Annotated in this window: 15 protein-coding genes, 1 tRNA gene and 4 pseudogenes; 4 read left to right on the forward strand and 16 right to left on the reverse strand. The window is 34.8% G+C overall.

Annotated elements, in window-relative coordinates; genetic code table 11:
* Positions 1 to 51 precede the first annotated feature (51 nt).
* From ACQH21_RS05865 to ACQH21_RS05885, 5 genes are all read right to left on the reverse strand, one after another.
* The gene (locus tag ACQH21_RS05865) at positions 52 to 471 is read right to left on the reverse strand and encodes a helix-turn-helix domain-containing protein (protein ID WP_264685347.1); all 420 of its coding nucleotides are present in this window, start codon (positions 469 to 471) and stop codon (positions 52 to 54) included.
* Between the two features lie 366 nt (positions 472 to 837).
* Positions 838 to 1,428, reverse strand: a complete 591-nt coding sequence (locus ACQH21_RS05870) for a COQ9 family protein (RefSeq protein WP_425384073.1) — start codon at positions 1,426 to 1,428, stop codon at positions 838 to 840.
* 18 nt (positions 1,429 to 1,446) lie between these two features.
* Positions 1,447 to 2,979, reverse strand: coding sequence for a Mur ligase family protein (locus ACQH21_RS05875; RefSeq protein ID WP_425384074.1), 1,533 nt, complete (start codon positions 2,977 to 2,979; stop codon positions 1,447 to 1,449).
* Positions 2,980 to 3,129: 150 nt separating this feature from the next.
* Positions 3,130 to 3,840: a triosephosphate isomerase gene (locus ACQH21_RS05880; protein WP_425384075.1), complete on the reverse strand. Its 711-nt coding sequence runs from the start codon at positions 3,838 to 3,840 to the stop codon at positions 3,130 to 3,132.
* A gap of 24 nt (positions 3,841 to 3,864) precedes the next feature.
* Positions 3,865 to 3,937, reverse strand: a tRNA-Thr gene (locus ACQH21_RS05885).
* Positions 3,938 to 4,014: 77 nt separating this feature from the next.
* On the opposite strand from ACQH21_RS05885, the gene rsmA reads away from it, so the two are divergent.
* From rsmA to ACQH21_RS05905, 4 genes and pseudogenes are all read left to right on the forward strand, one after another.
* The gene (gene rsmA, locus ACQH21_RS05890; protein ID WP_211908479.1) at positions 4,015 to 4,809 is read left to right on the forward strand and encodes a 16S rRNA (adenine(1518)-N(6)/adenine(1519)-N(6))-dimethyltransferase RsmA; all 795 of its coding nucleotides are present in this window, start codon (positions 4,015 to 4,017) and stop codon (positions 4,807 to 4,809) included.
* Positions 4,810 to 4,932: 123 nt separating this feature from the next.
* Positions 4,933 to 6,420, forward strand: coding sequence for an IMP dehydrogenase (gene guaB, locus ACQH21_RS05895; protein WP_425384076.1), 1,488 nt, complete (start codon positions 4,933 to 4,935; stop codon positions 6,418 to 6,420).
* 247 nt (positions 6,421 to 6,667) lie between these two features.
* The gene (locus tag ACQH21_RS05900) at positions 6,668 to 7,540 is read left to right on the forward strand and encodes an IS982 family transposase (RefSeq protein WP_425383942.1); all 873 of its coding nucleotides are present in this window, start codon (positions 6,668 to 6,670) and stop codon (positions 7,538 to 7,540) included.
* Between the two features lie 91 nt (positions 7,541 to 7,631).
* A pseudogene (locus tag ACQH21_RS05905) lies at positions 7,632 to 8,862 on the forward strand (IS256 family transposase).
* A gap of 153 nt (positions 8,863 to 9,015) precedes the next feature.
* On the opposite strand, the gene rho reads toward ACQH21_RS05905, so the two are convergent.
* The 11 genes and pseudogenes from rho to ACQH21_RS05960 all read right to left on the reverse strand — a co-directional run bounded on the left by rho (position 9,016) and on the right by ACQH21_RS05960 (position 18,246).
* Positions 9,016 to 10,422 (reverse strand): transcription termination factor Rho, encoded by a 1,407-nt coding sequence (gene rho / locus ACQH21_RS05910; RefSeq protein WP_010402274.1) that lies wholly within the window; start codon positions 10,420 to 10,422, stop codon positions 9,016 to 9,018.
* A gap of 194 nt (positions 10,423 to 10,616) precedes the next feature.
* Positions 10,617 to 11,222: a cell cycle transcriptional regulator TrcR gene (locus ACQH21_RS05915; RefSeq protein ID WP_064086031.1), complete on the reverse strand. Its 606-nt coding sequence runs from the start codon at positions 11,220 to 11,222 to the stop codon at positions 10,617 to 10,619.
* A 114-nt stretch (positions 11,223 to 11,336) separates the two neighbouring features.
* Positions 11,337 to 11,451: pseudogene (locus tag ACQH21_RS05920) on the reverse strand (IS5/IS1182 family transposase); the annotation flags it as partial.
* Between the two features lie 239 nt (positions 11,452 to 11,690).
* A pseudogene (locus tag ACQH21_RS05925) lies at positions 11,691 to 12,921 on the reverse strand (IS256 family transposase).
* Between the two features lie 24 nt (positions 12,922 to 12,945).
* Entirely contained in the window at positions 12,946 to 13,731 is a 786-nt protein-coding gene (locus ACQH21_RS05930; protein ID WP_425384077.1) for a zinc ribbon domain-containing protein, read from the reverse strand.
* 48 nt (positions 13,732 to 13,779) lie between these two features.
* A complete protein-coding gene (locus tag ACQH21_RS05935) occupies positions 13,780 to 14,616 on the reverse strand; it encodes a recombinase family protein (protein WP_425384078.1) in 837 nt (278 codons plus the stop codon).
* Complete coding sequence (locus ACQH21_RS05940) at positions 14,525 to 14,830, reverse strand: hypothetical protein (RefSeq protein ID WP_264730491.1); 306 nt, start codon at positions 14,828 to 14,830, stop codon at positions 14,525 to 14,527. Before ACQH21_RS05940 ends, ACQH21_RS05935 begins: the two co-directional genes overlap by 92 nt.
* Positions 14,831 to 14,906: 76 nt before the next feature.
* Entirely contained in the window at positions 14,907 to 15,368 is a 462-nt protein-coding gene (locus ACQH21_RS05945) for an ankyrin repeat domain-containing protein (protein WP_425384079.1), read from the reverse strand.
* Between the two features lie 38 nt (positions 15,369 to 15,406).
* Positions 15,407 to 16,117 carry an ankyrin repeat domain-containing protein gene (locus tag ACQH21_RS05950; RefSeq protein WP_425384080.1) on the reverse strand — a complete coding sequence of 237 codons (711 nt, stop codon included), beginning with the start codon at positions 16,115 to 16,117 and terminating at the stop codon, positions 15,407 to 15,409.
* A 168-nt stretch (positions 16,118 to 16,285) separates the two neighbouring features.
* Positions 16,286 to 17,446 (reverse strand): annotated as a pseudogene (locus tag ACQH21_RS05955) (phage tail protein).
* Positions 17,446 to 18,246, reverse strand: coding sequence for a baseplate assembly protein (locus ACQH21_RS05960; protein ID WP_108784551.1), 801 nt, complete (start codon positions 18,244 to 18,246; stop codon positions 17,446 to 17,448). Before ACQH21_RS05960 ends, ACQH21_RS05955 begins: the two are co-directional and overlap by 1 nt.
* Position 18,247: the final 1 nt, after the last annotated feature.

The raw sequence follows: 18,247 nt of genomic DNA on the forward strand, positions 1-18,247 counted from the left end.
GAATCTGTAAGAGAGATATCACAATTTATTGAAGTTACTAAATCCGATATATTAAAGTCCACAATTTCCTGAATAAAGCCCTGACGATATTTTGCACACATCCATCTGCACACGCTCTCCAGGTACTTTACAGTTATAACGCTTGACCTGTTTGCGATAATGACGTTTAACATGCAGAAGACTTACATCATGTTTTTTGAAAATTTTGTGTATAGTAGCCAATGACAAGGATAAATCATATAGACGTCTTAACTCGGTTTGAATACGCCTTGCCCCTAGCTTTCTAGTTTGTCTTAGATGAAGAATAAGCTGCTCATCTGATTCATTGATCTTTTGCAAAGGTGAAGTTTTAGGCTTACTACTGAGATCTACTAATCCTTTTTCACCTAACTCTTCATAACGTTTGTACCATTTACGTAAGGTAAACCGTGAAATACCATAATGCTGACATACCTTTCCTGCATGACCCAACTCTTTGTATAGTTTTATCCAACTCAGACGTAGTTTAACCCTAGATTAACTAATTTATCCTTTGCAATTGTAATAAGGTCTATAAACTACTGCAAATCCAAATTTCTATTTGATCTTACATTCTTATTGTAACCTCTATGGATCACACAGCATTAGTCGTGTATCTGAACAGATACTTTTGTACATGGATCAGCTTTATGTGTATCAATTCTGTCTACTTCAAGTTTCCAGCAAAACTACTTTCTAATGTATTGCTTTCAATCAAGTTCTTTGTTAAGCTCACTGTTAGTGGATGTTCAATTATCTTAACATAAAAATCAAGGCAGCTTTAGGTATAAATACGAGTAACTCGTATAAGTAAAGAGGCTATAAGAAGTTTCTTACCATTCTATTCAAACGGGTTTTAAACTTTTGAAATGTCATGACATTGTTGATACGTTTGTCAAGAAACGACAGGGTATCTGCAAAATCTTCTGAATAATCATTGATAAAAAAAAGTATCGTACTTAAGTACACTCCAGCTAATATTGCTCTTTTTGTATAGTAGTTAAAATCTGTTGATTGATCATGAATGCCATACCAAATCGCGCTAACAGTTCTGTACAAGAGTTTACTAGAAAAATATGTATTTTGGGGTAATATAGAGAATGATAAAACGTTTTTTAAAAACTCTCTGTAATTTGGTAACTTAGCATAGTTTGAAAGGCGTATTTGGACAGCTAACTTTATCCGCTCTCTTACCTTCATATCTTCTAAATTGGAATTCCAAAGTTCAGTTTCCATTGAGCTATTTAAGTCCTCTGCTATGTACTCCAAAGCACTATATATTCCATTTTGAAATTTACAAAAACTATTGGCTAGGTTAAGGTTCGTGCACACTTTCAATAAGGTTGCATCACTTATTCCTTCAAATGGAATAACCTTAATCAGCTCATCTACTATTAACTTTTGTTCCATACAATATTATACTAAACATCACATATAATTATACCTGAGATTTTCAAACATTCTGCAAAATGCTTCACCGCGCTCTTCAAAATTTTTCCACTGATCAAAAGAAGAACATGCAGGAGAAAGTAATATCGCTACTTCTTCTTTGCTATTTATGGCCTCTTCAAAAGCCAGTTTAAATGCGTTTTCTAGATTATAGCACTTCATATAATCTATTTTGTTCTCCATAATGTTTGCAAAAACTTCAGTTGATTCTCCAATAAGAAAAGCTTTTCTAATCTTGGTGAAATGCTTGCTTAATGATTCTATTCCGCCTTTTTTGCTTTTTCCGCCAACAATCCAATATATGTTTTTATAAGATAAAATTGCCTTTTCGGTCGATTCTGCATTGGTTGCTTTGCTATCGTTGATAAAAAGTACATTATGTATTTTGCCAAGAAATTCATTTCTGTGTCTTAGCCCTGGAAAGGATTTGATTTCATTGACAATAGTGCTGCTATCTACTCCAAGTAACTTGCACACAGCGTGTGCAGCTACTATATTTTCTACATTGGATACTAGGTTTACTTTCATATCACTCATTGATAAGTTGTGATTCTCTAGTTTTAGCGAGATCTCCTGAATCTCAGCACTCCTTTTGTCATCCAAGTAGCTGACACTGGGATCCAGATAATTTCGATCTATACCAGTAATCTGTTCACTATAATCAAGCAAATTGTTATCTGCCAATGATATTAGATCTCTTGCACTACCCTCTATCATCTGAGTAGTTGGCAATGGTTTTTCTTTTCTGGTCATGCGCTGGAATGACACCAGGGAATATGTTACTGAAATTGGAATTTTGTTCCCAGTGAATTTATTGAATACATCAGCGGTAATTTTGTTATCACATCCTATCACGGCAATCTTGCTACTGTTTATCAGTTTTAATTTAGTTGCTATGTAGTTATTCATACTTCCATGTCTATCTATGTGGTCTGGTGTGATGTTGAGCAATACAGAAATGTCTACATTAATTTTATTTATTAGCTCCAATTGAAAAGAGGAGAATTCAATTACATAAATTTCTGCATCTCTTTCTAAATCCAAAATAGGCACACCTAAATTCCCGCCAATAGCTACTTTTTTCCCTGTGGATTTTAATATGTGCCCTATTAGTGACGTGGTGGTTGATTTGCCATTTGTTCCAGTGATGCCTACAACCTTCTGGCTTGTAGTTTTAGTTTCAAGAAATAGCTCAATGTCTGATTTTATTTTGCAGTCAAAGCTTCTTGCAAGTTTTACTACCCAATGCGCTGGTATTGGCACTCCAGGGCTCAAAATTAGTGTGCTTATCTCATGCCAATTATACTCATTGGGATGAGTAAAGTTACACTCTTTATATATCTTTTTTGCATTTGCTATTTGCTCTTTATTATCATCCCATGCATATATTTTTGCACTGCTTTTTGTTAGAGCATTAATAACGGACAAACCAGTTTTACCAAGGCCGAAAACCGCAACACTTTGATTTTTGTATTTGTTTAGTTGCACTTCTAGATAACTTATGCGAACCATTTTATAAAGATATAATACAAATTATAATGACTTCTTCCATAGTTTTTGGCAGTGCTTAACTTTATTGTCACAACCTTAGCCAATAGAAAACTCCTTGACACATTTTGCCAACTCCCTTACCATTACAATAAGAGTATTTATCCTTTAGAATTAATTAAGAGAAAGTTTTTTCTCGACTTGTTGTATAATTTGATAAAAGTGATCAAAATCTAAGCTTGCACTACCAATTAAAACTCCCAATAGATTTGGAATACTGAGCAAGTTTCCTATATTTTCTGAGCTGACTGAGCCACCATATATAATGTGTTTTTTACCAGTACACAATTTTATTATCTCTATCACCTCAGCAATTGCGTCATTATTTGGCACATTTCCTGTTCCTATTGCCCATATCGGTTCGTATGCTATGGTATATTCACCTTGTTTTGGCAAACGGTTTTTGCATTGATATTCTATTACTTCTTTTGTTTTTTTATTTTTATAATCTTCTGAGTTTTCACCTACACAGATGATTGGGTGTAATCCTGATTCTATTGCTGTTTTCGATTTAAGTTTTATTTCACTATCTTTTTCATGAGCCCTTTCAGAATGTCCAAGTATTACGTAACTACATCCTAGTTCCTTCAACATTCCTGCACTAATTTCACCTGTGTAAGAACCAAACTCTTTATGATGGCAATTCTGTCCTCCTATTTTAATATTATTGTTCAACTCTATACTGCTTGGAAATGATGTAAAAGGAGGGCAAATTACTAATTTAGAGGTAATCCCGTTACTCTTGTTATTGAGTTTGTTCATAAAGTCAACAAATGAAGAACGTGTTCCATTCATTTTCCAATTTGCTACTATTAAAAAGGACATCAATTTTTCTTATATGAATGAGAGTGCCGGCTGTCGGACTTGAACTGACAACCTACTGATTACAAGTCAGTTGCTCTACCAATTGAGCTAAGCCGGCATTAAATACACTGACAATATACAATTATTGATGAATTTTCGTCAACTAATTTTTAAAATACTGCATACTAAGATCATATGAAAAAATTTTCACTGAAGCCAAAAAAGAGTCTAGGGCAAAATTTTATTTTATCGAATGAGATAACAAAAAGAATAGTTGCCTTAGCTGGTAGCCTGAAAGATTTTAATGTTATTGAAATTGGTCCTGGGTATGGTGCGTTAACAAGAGAAATATTGGCGTATAATCCAAAGTTTCTACTTTCTATAGAAAAAGATAGTAGTTTAGTGAAACATCACGAACAATTGCTAAATGAGCATCAGGGAAAATATAGAATTATAGAAGCAGATGCACTTAATGTTGTAGAAAAAGAGCTGGTAGAATGTCCAGTCAAAGTCATTGCTAACTTGCCTTACAATATCTCAGTAGCGTTATTTTTAAAGTGGTTAAATAATATAAAATTTTTTACGAATTTGACGTTAATGTTCCAAAAGGAGGTAGCAGAGCGTATTACAGCAGAACCTAATTCTAAAGATTATGGTTCCCTATCAGTGCTAAGCCAGTTACTATGCGACATAAAAAAGGAATTTGATATTGAACCTAAGGAATTTTTTCCAAGACCAAAAGTATATTCTTCAGTAATTACAGTAAAACCTTTACCCACTCCAAGATTTGCAGTAAATTTAGAAACCTTAACAAAGCTAACACGTGCTGTGTTCGCTCAAAGAAGAAAGATGCTGAGAAATAGCTTGCAAAGTATAACTAGTGATGTCTCAACTACTCTTGAGAATGCTAAACTGAGTGGAGACGAACGTCCAGAAAGCTTAACTATTGAGCAGTTCTGTTTGCTAGCAAATAATGTAATTTTGCGATAAATATATTAGGAGCTACATCCCTCTTCTATCCTATTTTGATCTAAAAATAGCTGGAGCCAGGCTAATTTTGCAAAAGCTCTATTGCAATTTCATTAATTGGCGTATAAGCTTTAAATAAAGCATATGAAAAAAATGGAAGCTTGTTATTCGTTTGACGATGTACTTCTCTTACCGGCCTATTCTGATGTATTGCCTCGTGATGCAGACACAAGAACTTATCTAACAAATAATATAGAACTAAATATCCCTCTCATATCCTCTGCAATGGACACTGTCACTGAATCAGGCTTTGCAATAGCTATTGCCCAACATGGTGGAATAGGTTGCATACATAAGAATTTATCAATAGATGAACAAGTGTTAGAAGTAAGAAGGGTGAAAAAATATGAAAGCTGGATCGTGTATAACCCAATTACAATTTCCCCAGATAAAACAGTTGCAGAAGCAGTTTCATTAATGAGAGAGTATAATTATTCCGGCATTCCTGTAGTTGATCAACGCAAGTTAGTGGGAATTTTAACTAATCGAGATGTGAGGTTTATTGAAGACCAGAACATGAATATAAAAGTTTCCGAGGTAATGACAAAAGATAAGTTAGTAACAGTTCGAGAGCAGGCAGTAAACAGCGCCTCAGCAATGAAATTGTTGCATGCAAATAGAATAGAGAAGCTTTTGGTTGTTGATGAAAATTCTTGTTGCATAGGTCTAATCACAGTTAAAGACATCGAAAAATACAATAGATATCCAAATTCATGTAAAGACAGTAAAGGTCGACTCAGAGTTGCCGCTGCAATTGGTACTGGTAAAAAAGATGGTATAGAAAGATGTGAAGCTTTGATCGGAGAGGAAGTCGATGTGGTTATTGTAGATACCGCTCACGGTCATTCCGAGAACGTTATCAGCACCATTAAGGAAATAAAAAAGATGTATCCGAATACGCAATTAATCGGCGGAAATATTACAACAAAGGAGGCTGCTGAAGCGTTAATTGATGCTGGTGTTGATGCAGTAAAGGTTGGAATAGGGCCCGGATCAATTTGTACTACCAGAATAGTTACAGGTGTTGGTATGCCGCAATTCTCTGCAATCAAGAATGTTGCAGAGGTGTGTAGAGCAAAAAACGTCAGACTAATTGCTGATGGTGGAATAAAATATTCGGGAGATGTTGCAAAAGCTATTGCAGCTGGTGCTGATACTGTGATGATAGGTTCAATCTTTGCTGGTACTGAGGAAAGCCCAGGTGAGATTATCATGTATAAGGGTAGAGCATATAAGGAATATCGAGGAATGGGATCTATTAGTGCAATGAAACGAGGGTCAGCTAGCCGTTATTTTCAAGATTCAAAACTTGATTTAGTCCCACAAGGAGTAGAAGCAAGAGTTCCTTTTAAAGGTCCAGCTTCAGGAGTGATCTTTCAGTTAATTGGTGGGTTGCAAGCTGCAATGGGTTACACTGGCAACCGTAATATAGAAGAGATGAAAAAAAACTGCAAATTTGTCACTATTACTTCATCAGGGTTAAGAGAAAGTCATGCTCATGATATAATCATTACACAGGAAGCTCCAAATTACGCTTACCAAGCATCTAATTTATCATCTGATTCAGAGTAAATACAATCCCCTTTTGAGTGGGTCATTTCAACACTGGTACACAATTGTATAAACATATTAATATTAAGAGTCAAAAAGATGTCATCTAAGTGGCTGACACTGGAAAATCGATTGTAAATAAACTGACTACATAAAATTTTTGATCAAAATCAGTGCTATAAACCCCAGTTGCGGATTAGAAATCAGTGAAAAAGCCAGGAAAATAGGGTAACCTCGGAAAATTATTTACAAAATAGAGAGGTTACCAATGAATGAAAATATAACAGAATTATTTTGCCTGATCGACGATTTTTGCAATTCAGTTGACAAGAATTTTGCAGAAAAACTTCTACCAAGTAGCAAAAAACCAACCAGGACGCCAGAGATTACGCATTCAGAGATTCTTACCATAATATTGCTATATCACCAATCCAAGTGCGACAATTTTAAAATTTTCTATGTGCATTATTTGAAATTATTATACGAATCAGCGTTTCCAAAATTGCCATCCTATAGTAGGTTTATTAGGCTAAAATCTAGGGTTTTATGGTATTTAGTGCTCTTAATGCAATGGTTTTGCGAACAGTCAAAAGTGACAGGGATTTCGTACATAGATGCAACATCTATCGCTGTTTGCCATCCAAAAAGGACCTCGAGAAATAAAGTTTTCAAAGGGTTGGCAAAGATTGGAAAGACTACCTATGGGTGGTTTTTCGGTTTTAAACTACATCTAGTAATCAACGAAGCTGGCGAAATTCAAGGGGTTACGGTGACAAAAGGCAACATTGATGATAGAAAACCTGTGCCAAATTTAACTCAGAAATTGACTGGATTATTGTTTGGAGATAAAGGATATATCAAAAAAGATCTTTTTCACGAATTATTCGATAGAGGGTTAAAGCTTGTAACCAGTATAAAAAAGGGTATGAAAAACTCATTAATGGCGCTAAATGAGAAGATTTTGTTAAGAAAAAGATCGATTATTGAGACAGTTTTTGGCTCTCTGAAAAACAACTTTGAGATTGAGCATACAAGACATAGATCACCGATAAATTTTTTGGTACACATTTTTTCTACGCTTGTTTCATATTCCATGCAGCCGAAAAAGCCCTGCATTTCTAAGCTTTACTTCGTTGGCTAATCCGCAACTGAGGTTATAAGGGAATGTTCAAAAAAGTGTGTCAAACCGAGAAATAAAAATAAAATAGAAACAAAAAATAGAGGTTTGATATATGAGTTACAAAATAGAAAATGGAACGACTGGCCTGGTAGATTACAAAGAGCTGGAAGCAAATATACTGTCATCAATAAGGGAAGGTAAACCATTGATGGGGAGAGATGGAGCATTAACACCATTTGTAAAAAGGCTGCTGGAAGCAAGTCTAGAAGGTGAAATAGAGCATCATTTATCCAATGAAAGAGAAGAAAAGAATCGAAGAAACGGAAAGAATGGCAAAACTTTGAAGACGAGTATTTGAACTATTGACACCAAGAGATAGAGAGGGAAGTTTCGAACCACAGATAGTGAAAAAAAGGCAAACAAGCTTACATCCAGAACTTGAAACAAAGGTCTTGAACATGTTTGCAAGCGGTGTGGGATACAGGGATATAGCATCCTATGTGGAAGAAATCTATGACCATAAAATATCTGCAGCAGAGATATCTGGAATTACAGATAAATTACTGCCTATAATCAATGAATGGAGGAGTCGTCCCCTACAATCAGTATACCCGATAGTATTTATGGATGGGATGTTTTTTAAGGTCAAAGAGAATGGACATTGCATAAGTAAATGCATGTACAATATATTAGGAATAGACCAAAATGGCAGAAAAGAAGTACTGGGTTTTTACTTAGCAGAAAGTGAGGGAGCTAACTTCTGGCTAGGCGTATTAAATGACTTAAAAGAGAGAGGAGTAGAAGACATTTTGATAGCTTGTGTTGACGGTCTGAAAAGCTTCCCTACAGCTATAAATAGCGTATTTCCCAATGCTGAGGTACAGTTATGCATTGTGCACCAAATAAGAAATTCACTAAAATACGTATCCAGCAAAGATATAAAAGTTTTTATGAATGATTTGAAAAAAATATACCGTGCTACAAGTAGAGAAATCGCCGAAAATTATTTACTTGAACTGGAGGAAAAATGGGGTGAAAAATATCCTTTAGTCATAAAATCGTGGCAAAACAATTGGGAAAATTTGTCTAGTTATTTTAAGTATTCTGGCCCTGTTAGAAGGCTAATTTATACCACCAATCCAATTGAGGGGTTGCACAGACAAATCAGAAAATTTACTAAAACCAAAGGTTCATTTACCAGTACAAATGCCTTGTACAAATTGGTATATTGTGCTATAAAAAAGATAGAGCAAAAATGGGCTATGGCTTTGCCTAATTGGGCTCTAACTATATCTCAACTTGATATCTTTTTTCCTGATAGGTTAAAAATTGAGTTGAACTAAAAATTCGCTTTGACACACTTTTTTGAACATTCCCTGCTATAAGTTGGAATAGCAACTTAAGGTAGATTGCCAGCTTAATATATTTTGATAAATCCAAATTATTTTAGCTATAAGAGAGCTTTGCTTTTTTGCTCCATCAGAATTGGCTTACTTTTAGTGATTCATGGAGTTAAAAAAGTCAGCATTGCTCTTTGTTAAAAGTAATTTGTCACGTAAAAACTCCATTGCTTCAACAGATCCCATAGGGTTAAGTATCCTACGCAATACCCATATTTTATTTAGTATGGCCTTATCAACTAATAGCTCTTCCTTCCTTGTTCCGGATTTTGTAATATCAATAGCAGGGAATATACGTTTATCAGCAAGTTTTCTATCTAGTATAATTTCAGCATTACCTGTGCCTTTAAACTCTTCAAAAATAACATCATCCATTTTTGAACCAGTTTCTATAAGGGCTGTAGCGATGATTGTCAAAGAACCACCATTTTCAATATTACGAGCTGCTCCAAAAAAGCGTTTTGGTCTTTGCAGCGCATTTGAATCTACACCACCGGTTAGAACCTTTCCAGACGAAGGAATGACTGCATTATAAGCACGTGCAAGGCGAGTTATAGAATCAAGCAAAATCACTACATCTTTTTTGTGTTCAACCATTCTTTTAGCTTTTTCTATTACTATTTCAGCAAGTTGGACATGACGGTAGGCAGGTTCATCAAATGTAGAGCTTACCACTTCACCCTTTACAGAGCGTATCATATCTGTCACCTCTTCGGGTCTTTCATCTATAAGTAATACTATTAGTTCTATTTCAGGATGATTTGTAGCTATAGAGTGAGCCATTTGCTGAAGCAATATCGTTTTTCCTGTACGAGGTGGAGCAACTATCAATGCTCTTTGTCCTTTTCCAAGAGGTGTAACTATATCTACAGCACGCATGTTTATATCTTTTTTATTATCTCCGCTACTGTTGTTTTCAAGGATGAGGCTTTTTTCAGGATAAAGCGGGAGCAAATTATCAAAATGGACGTACTTTCTTAATTCACTGATTTCAGTAGAGTTTATACTTTGAACCTTAGTTAAAGTAAAATATCTTTCCTTATCACCAGGTGGCCTTATTTCTCCACATGCCATATCTCCTGTACGTAAATTAAACTTCTTTATTTGGCCATTGGAAATATAAACATCATCGGTACTTGGAGCATAATTTGCACTTGATGAACGTAAGAAACCAAAACCATCAGGCAATATTTCCACTACTCCACTTCCTGTGGTTATGCCTCCTTCTTCACTCATTTTCTTCATTAAACTGAATATCATTTCCTGTTTTAGCATCCTGCCATTGCCTTTACCACTAGTTGAAATTTTTCTTTCTTCAGCTAGCTCTAACAATTCTTCTGCTGTTTTCTCTTTCAGTTCGCTCAGGTCCAACGTTTTCTTGTTTTTTTCAGCACCTTCACTGGTCATTTGTTTTACTGCGTCAGCATTATGAATTTGTTCGCTTTTTTCAGGTTGACCTACAACCTCTCCTTTTGCTAAGACATCTTCATTGATTGTTGTCATAATCCTCCAAAAATTTTAATTGATGCTTACTAACCTAAAATGTGAGTATAAAACAATAAATTAGGCTGAGCTAGTTTTTAGTGCGTATTTAGACTTAATTATTATTAAACTAGATACTTTACTTACATTATACTGATAAAAACTAACAAGTCAAGTCAATTTAATATTAACAAAGTACAAGAATTTGAGAATCATCAATAGCTATTATTTATATTTTTTAATCTTTGTTTCTTCTCTTCTTCTACTTTCGCTTTTTCTACTTCCGCTTCTAAATTTTCCTGGCTACATAAACCAAGTAGTACAGGATCTTGAGGTTTGATATTGAGTATGTTATGATGAGATCCATCTCTTACCTGCTCAACTGTGTAATTTGTTGTACTAACTAGCTTAGCTATCACATTATTGTTCAAGATAGGAAATTTTTTTACCAAATAATAAATCGCATTAGGTTTATCTCTACGCCTTGCTGTGGAAGCAAAGGCAAGAAAGCTAATCGTCTTTGCCCTTTTTTTCATATTTTTTATAATCAAATTTGGTACACGATTTGGATTTTTTTTGCAATTATCGATTTCTTTTTCAGTAATTATTTCAGAAATAATAGGGTCATACTTTTCAACTTCTATTTCCTCATCAGCTATGTCTTGTACTTTTTCAAGGGATAACTTGCAACATTGTGCTATTTGATCAAAAGTTAAGCTAGTGTTATCAACCAACCAAGCAGCTACTTGCATGAGAAATTGTTCATTTCTATCTTTATTGTCTTTAGAAGATTCCATTGACATCGAAAAAACATCTCCCATTTTAATATTCCTTTACTGTTATAGAAATAAAATATAAACCATTAAAACTAAAAAAGCATTAACTTTGTCATCCAATGGCTTTTTGGTTTATATTTCTTATCTCTTAGAACCTGTTCATAATCTTTTGAGGAGGAAAGAAGTAAAAGCAAATTTGTAGGCTAGTATTAAGTTTACGCTCGCAATTTTTCCAAAGTCGCCTACATTTTTCCAACCAGGCAAAAGATCTCTCACGTTAGCTAGTTGTTACTCTCTAATCCTGAAAATTGGCGTTCTATACTGTCTTAAACGTTTTATAAGCTCGTTTCAGCTTATGTAGGTAAAAACCTAGAAATATTGTGAAGACATAAGGTGCACATAGTGCAAAAAATTAAAAATAAGACGCCAACTGTATAATACTTTTGTCGTTTAATCTGCACAGATTGAAGATAATAAAAGGGAATGTTCAAAAAAGTGTGTCAAAGCGAATTTTTAGTTCAACTCAATTTTTAACCTATCAGGAAAAAAGATATCAAGTTGAGATATAGTTAGAGCCCAATTAGGCAAAGCCATAGCCCATTTTTGCTCTATCTTTTTTATAGCACAATATACCAATTTGTACAAGGCATTTGTACTGGTAAATGAACCTTTGGTTTTAGTAAATTTTCTGATTTGTCTGTGCAACCCCTCAATTGGATTGGTGGTATAAATTAGCCTTCTAACAGGGCCAGAATACTTAAAATAACTAGACAAATTTTCCCAATTGTTTTGCCACGATTTTATGACTAAAGGATATTTTTCACCCCATTTTTCCTCCAGTTCAAGTAAATAATTTTCGGCGATTTCTCTACTTGTAGCACGGTATATTTTTTTCAAATCATTCATAAAAACTTTTATATCTTTGCTGGATACGTATTTTAGTGAATTTCTTATTTGGTGCACAATGCATAACTGTACCTCAGCATTGGGAAATACGCTATTTATAGCTGTAGGGAAGCTTTTCAGACCGTCAACACAAGCTATCAAAATGTCTTCTACTCCTCTCTCTTTTAAGTCATTTAATACGCCTAGCCAGAAGTTAGCTCCCTCACTTTCTGCTAAGTAAAAACCCAGTACTTCTTTTCTGCCATTTTGGTCTATTCCTAATATATTGTACATGCATTTACTTATGCAATGTCCATTCTCTTTGACCTTAAAAAACATCCCATCCATAAATACTATCGGGTATACTGATTGTAGGGGACGACTCCTCCATTCATTGATTATAGGCAGTAATTTATCTGTAATTCCAGATATCTCTGCTGCAGATATTTTATGGTCATAGATTTCTTCCACATAGGATGCTATATCCCTGTATCCCACACCGCTTGCAAACATGTTCAAGACCTTTGTTTCAAGTTCTGGATGTAAGCTTGTTTGCCTTTTTTTCACTATCTGTGGTTCGAAACTTCCCTCTCTATCTCTTGGTGTCAATAGTTCAAATACTCGTCTTCAAAGTTTTGCCATTCTTTCCGTTTCTTCGATTCTTTTCTTCTCTTTCATTGGATAAATGATGCTCTATTTCACCTTCTAGACTTGCTTCCAGCAGCCTTTTTACAAATGGTGTTAATGCTCCATCTCTCCCCATCAATGGTTTACCTTCCCTTATTGATGACAGTATATTTGCTTCCAGCTCTTTGTAATCTACCAGGCCAGTCGTTCCATTTTCTATTTTGTAACTCATATATCAAACCTCTATTTTTTGTTTCTATTTTATTTTTATTTCTCGGTTTGACACACTTTTTTGAACATTCCCTAATAAAATACCTTCAGTCTTATGACGTCCAGTACAATGTTGCAAATTAAAAATCTCTCCATCCTGTGCTGGTTCTTCTATTCTAAACGCCACTTCTACCTGGTCATAACCAATCTGAATTCGTTCTACTAATGCTTTAATGATGCCACGCTTAGTTTGCCAATCTAGCTGTTCCAAATTAGATTTTACACTGGAATAAAGACTCTTTATACTGTTGATGATAAGGTTCATTCCCTTCTCTATCGCTTTTTGATCAACTACCTTTTTCTTCTCTTCTTCTATACCTCTTAAGCGTTCCCTCATTCTTTTCATCGTCTGTTTAAATTCTTCCTCACTTATATATCCTTTATCTCCTACATTTTCTTGACTATAATAGTCTTCCATTAACTTTTCGATGCCTTGTTTTATTTGATTTTCTCTTCTTGCAAGCTTCTTATCTGATGATTCATCATTTTTATTTTCTGCAATTCTACGGTGATACTCATTTTTTATTATCTCTGGGTTTTTTAGTAAATTTTTCACCTTTTCCCATATAGCTGTTTCTAACATATCTGTACGGACCAATTTATTAGTACACTTCTCCCTACCATCAGTAATACGTATAGTACTACTACAGCGATAATAGCTAAACTTTTTTCCCTCAACTCCACATTGTGCACCACTATACGCATATCCACAGTTTTGACACACAACTAGACCTTGTAATAGGTATTTCTTTTTTCCTCCCTCTCTCTGCATCCTTGCTCTTTTTCTATTTTCATCCAGTTGCTTTTGTACTTTATTAAATCACCCTTCATCAACTATTTTTGGTACTGGTATATAAATCCAGCTGTCCTCATCTGTGCGACAGATAGAAATCTTTTGTTTATTTCTTTCTCTTTTTTCAACCCTCTTTAATTTACCAAACGCTGCTTGTCCTTTATATGCTGGATTTCTTAACACCTTCCAAATTATTATTGGACACCACACCTTCTTTCCAGTTCTTGTTCTAATTGACTTATCTCTTAGTCTACGTATCACTTCCCTTATACTTATTCTCTCTTGCCCTACCCACATGAATATCTGCTTTACTATTTTTGCTTCCTCTTCATTTATTTCAAACTTTGTCTTTTCTCTATCTACATGCTTTATACGATTATAACCAAAAGGTGCAATGCCAATTACACTTACACAGCCTTTTTTTGCTCTATGGAGTTTTCCCCTACGACTACGTTCCATAATCTTTGTACACTCATATTCTGCCACTAATCCTTGCATTCCCAATAACAATTTAGACTCTGGATTATTTTCAGTCTTATGATTTAAGAATATTACTTCTACTCCTGCTTTTTCAAATTCATCAAGTAGTATCATTTGATGTGCAGATTTTCTTGATAGTCGGTCAGGTGAATGAATATAAATTTTATCAATTTGATCTTCTCCTACTTTATCACGTAATGCATCTAAACCTTCACGTTCTAAACTCCACCCACTAAGCCCATCATCCTTAAATTCATACTCATTCAATAACTCATGCTTATCTGCAGCAATTCTATGCTTGAGCTCGGCAATTTGACTCTCTATTGTATTGTTCTGCGCTTGACTCTTCGATGAAACTCTTGCATATAAGGCCACTGTTATCATTTTTCTTTATCTCCTTTTCATTGTTTCTTTTTACCGCATACCTTAGTAACAGCTCATAGGCGTCTGCTAGATGTTGTTCCGCTAATTCATCTGGCTCGTATCGGCAAGTTAATGTTCTTTTTCTCATAGTTTCTCCTGCAAATGTTTTTGTAGTGCAAGGAGCCTTACCACTCCTTTTTTCCATCAATCCATTTACTCTTATGAAAAAGACCAACTTTTATCAGCTACAGCCTTCAAATTTGGTCTAGCCCTTCCTTTACCAACTGCTGTTGCGCTTTCTGATACGACTCTTATTTTTTTAACAAACTTTCCATTTTCTCTGTTTCTTTCTTTAATACCTCGGCTATTTCTTTGCTATTTTTCGCATAATCCATCGCTGTCATTCCAAATTCATCCTCTTGTTCTATTTCTCCTCCAGCTTTTACCAGCTCCTCCACTATTTCTTTTTCACCTACCATGCACGCAAGGTGTAGAGGTATGCATTTATTTCCATATTCCTCAGCATTTACGTCTGCTCCTGATTTTATCAATTCCCTCACGATTTCTAGACGTTTCTCCGTTACCGCTAGGTGCAGTGCTGTGTATCCTTTCACATCTGCTGCATTCACATTCACTCCTTTTTCAACTAATAACTTCACTGTTTTTGCGTCTACTGCATAATGCAGAGCTGTTCTGTCTCTTGCATAAATACTTTTAAATGAGTTCTCTAATAATTCTTTTGCTGATTTATTAAATTTGCCAAGCTTTAACATAATCCACCTCACCTTTTCTTTAAATTTAAATCCCTCTTTTAAACCTTCCTTTTCGCTACCTCATCTATCATTTCGTTCACTTGGCTCATTATCTTGCTTGCTAAATTTTTACATTCTTCCTTTATTAGCGATTTGTCTCTCTTCCTTATTTCTCCTATCTCTATTATTTTTAGCTCCGGCATATAGCTCCCATTCAACATGTCTGCTATTTCTCCCACTAGCCCCTCTATTCCATAGCACGTCAGTTCTCTACTTTTTGTTACTCCTCCTTTTTCTCTCAGAAATTTACTCGCCTTTTCACTTTCTTTGCTATCACACAGAGAATACTTTTCACTTTCCCAGATGTAATACATTGGTGTTGCACCATATTTATTCAGTTGATTAACTTCAGCTCCCGCTTTTACTAGCTCTTTTATTATTTCAACTCCTGCTCCTCCTATTTTGCATGCAGAGTGCAATGGCGTACATCCACTGACATATTGAGTGGCATTTACTTCTGCTCCTTCCCTTAGCAGCACTTTTACATTTTCTAAGCTTTTTGCAAATACTGCACAGTGTAGTGGTGTATAACCATTTTTATCTCTTGCATTTACCTCTGCCCCTTTTTTTATTAATAACCTCACTGTTGTGTAATCGGAGATTTCTACTGCTTGATGCAAGATCGTCTCTCCTTCTTCATTTCTTTTATTAATGTTTTTAAACCCGTTACTTGATACTTCTTTAAAAAACTTACTCTTGCTAAAACTCATTTCATACCTCACAAAATTAGCTTTTCTAGCGCCAGACAAATTTCTTATATTTACCTGCTGCTATTCAAGTCATGTCCTTTTTAGCATGAGAAAGCAAGTCCTTTTCTTTTTATTTCATACACTTTTACCTATTATTAATATAATATATGAGGATCTAAATATAAGTGCTTAACTTATTAGAGATATTATTCGACTATCTTTCCAACTTCTGTGCAAATGTCGATGTTCGTGCCACTTCAGTACTCCCGGGTAAAATACTAAAATGTGCTTTTCTAATTCGTGTATTGAGTCTTTTTGCTCTGAATCTAAATCGTTTTTATAGTAAACGTTGTGTTCTGCTAAAACATATTTTCTGACCTTCTGATCTGTATAATTTTCTACTTTATAGTTGTGAGTAACGCTAAATCTTTCTAAAATTGGCTTGTGTTTTAAATTCCAATATTGCCCTGAAAGTTTATCGCTTCCCAATACAAATTTATTTCCTCTTTCTTCTACGCTACTAACTGGAAAGCACGTATTTATGTCTCCTAAATCCCAACTGTCTGATAATACTATCTGCGCTTTTGCAAATTTAATCGATGGTAATAAACTCTGTGGTAATGGATATAGTGCTTTTAAGTTGTACCACAAATGATTTCTTTCATAAATACCGTTATAATTCTTTGTGTGAGGCTCTGTTTCTCCAAGGATTGCTACATCTAGGCGATATATATCATTGCTTAAAGCTCGTTCATAATGATCGCGTAGATAGTTTTCTATAATCCTAATAACTGGACCACTAGACCTGAAAAAATTTACTCTTCCAAATGATAACACTGGTCCATCTTTTTCTATTTTTACCCCTGAATAATCAGAAAGAAGATCTCCAAATAAACTCTCATCCAATATAAATCTCTGCACATTATAATAATCGTTAAAAATCCTCATCAACCTCGATCTTACAGGCAGTGATAGTTTTGCCAGCTCTACTACTGCATCTACGAAGAAGTCATTTGGTACCTCTTTTATCCCTACTTGCAACTCAAAAAAGTGTTTACCGGGTGGTTCTTCGATGATTGTAATGTCTTCTATATTTGCCCACTTGAGTGCTATTTAAAGTGATTTAGGTGTTCCTCGCAGTCTTTGAAATTTTACTCCTTCTACTACTGCTTTTCTTCTATCTTTTACCCAGCGTAGTATTTCTTCTAAACCATATTCTTCTATTATCCACGGCAATGTTTCTTCTTCCAATCTAAATTTAAATCCTCTAATACAGCTTGGATCAACCTTATAATCTATCGCATCTACTAGCGCTTTTTCCTGTTTTGTTGCATTTGGTGGCAATAACATTAATTCAACTCAATCTTTAAATTTTTCAAATTTGCAGATTCATTTCCCAGAACCACAACATCCTCTCTTGGCTCGATCAATTCCACATTTTCTACACCATCTACAAATAGATTCGCTATTATCCATGATCTTGTTACACTCCACCCTAATCTTTTTGCTAATTCAAACTTCTTAATAAACTGCTTCTTGATTTCTTCCTCTGATATTACAGGACTCATGCTCATTCTGCTGTGAATATCTATTTCCGTAATATTGCAACCAATTACTGTTATCGTATCTGTTAAAACCCTTATATCATCTCTAGTAACCTGCTTTTTTACAATTTCTAGTAGTTCTTCTGACACTATGCCAGTTGTGGATAATTGTGTTGATAAGATTGAAATTTGTACTTTCCCTGGTATAGGTGATTCTACTAATGCATCTTTTACTCTACTATCTGCTGACAGTGCCTGATAACGATAATACTCTTTACTTCCTCCTGTACTCCAGCCTTTTATTTTTGCTTTTATTCTTTTTCTAAATCGTTCGTCCTCTTCTTCTTTTTCTCTCTCTACTCCATAAAATTCAGCTAAATTACCAAGATCTTCTCCCGTTGCAAATTTTAGTAAATTACTTTTTACAGCTTCATTTATTCTTTCTCTGAGTAATAACTCTCTCCATGCTGCCACCTCCAGAATCTTTATCGCTGGATCACTTTCAACTAATGCTGTAAAACTTGTGTCTCGATTTACTAACTCTTCTTTCATTCTCGAAAATATTTCCTCATAGCTTAGTTTTTCAATAATATTAGATGTTTGCATT

Origin of the sequence: Wolbachia endosymbiont (group B) of Eupithecia inturbata, assembly GCF_964030915.1 — a bacterium.
Taxonomy (GTDB): Bacteria; Pseudomonadota; Alphaproteobacteria; order Rickettsiales; family Anaplasmataceae; genus Wolbachia.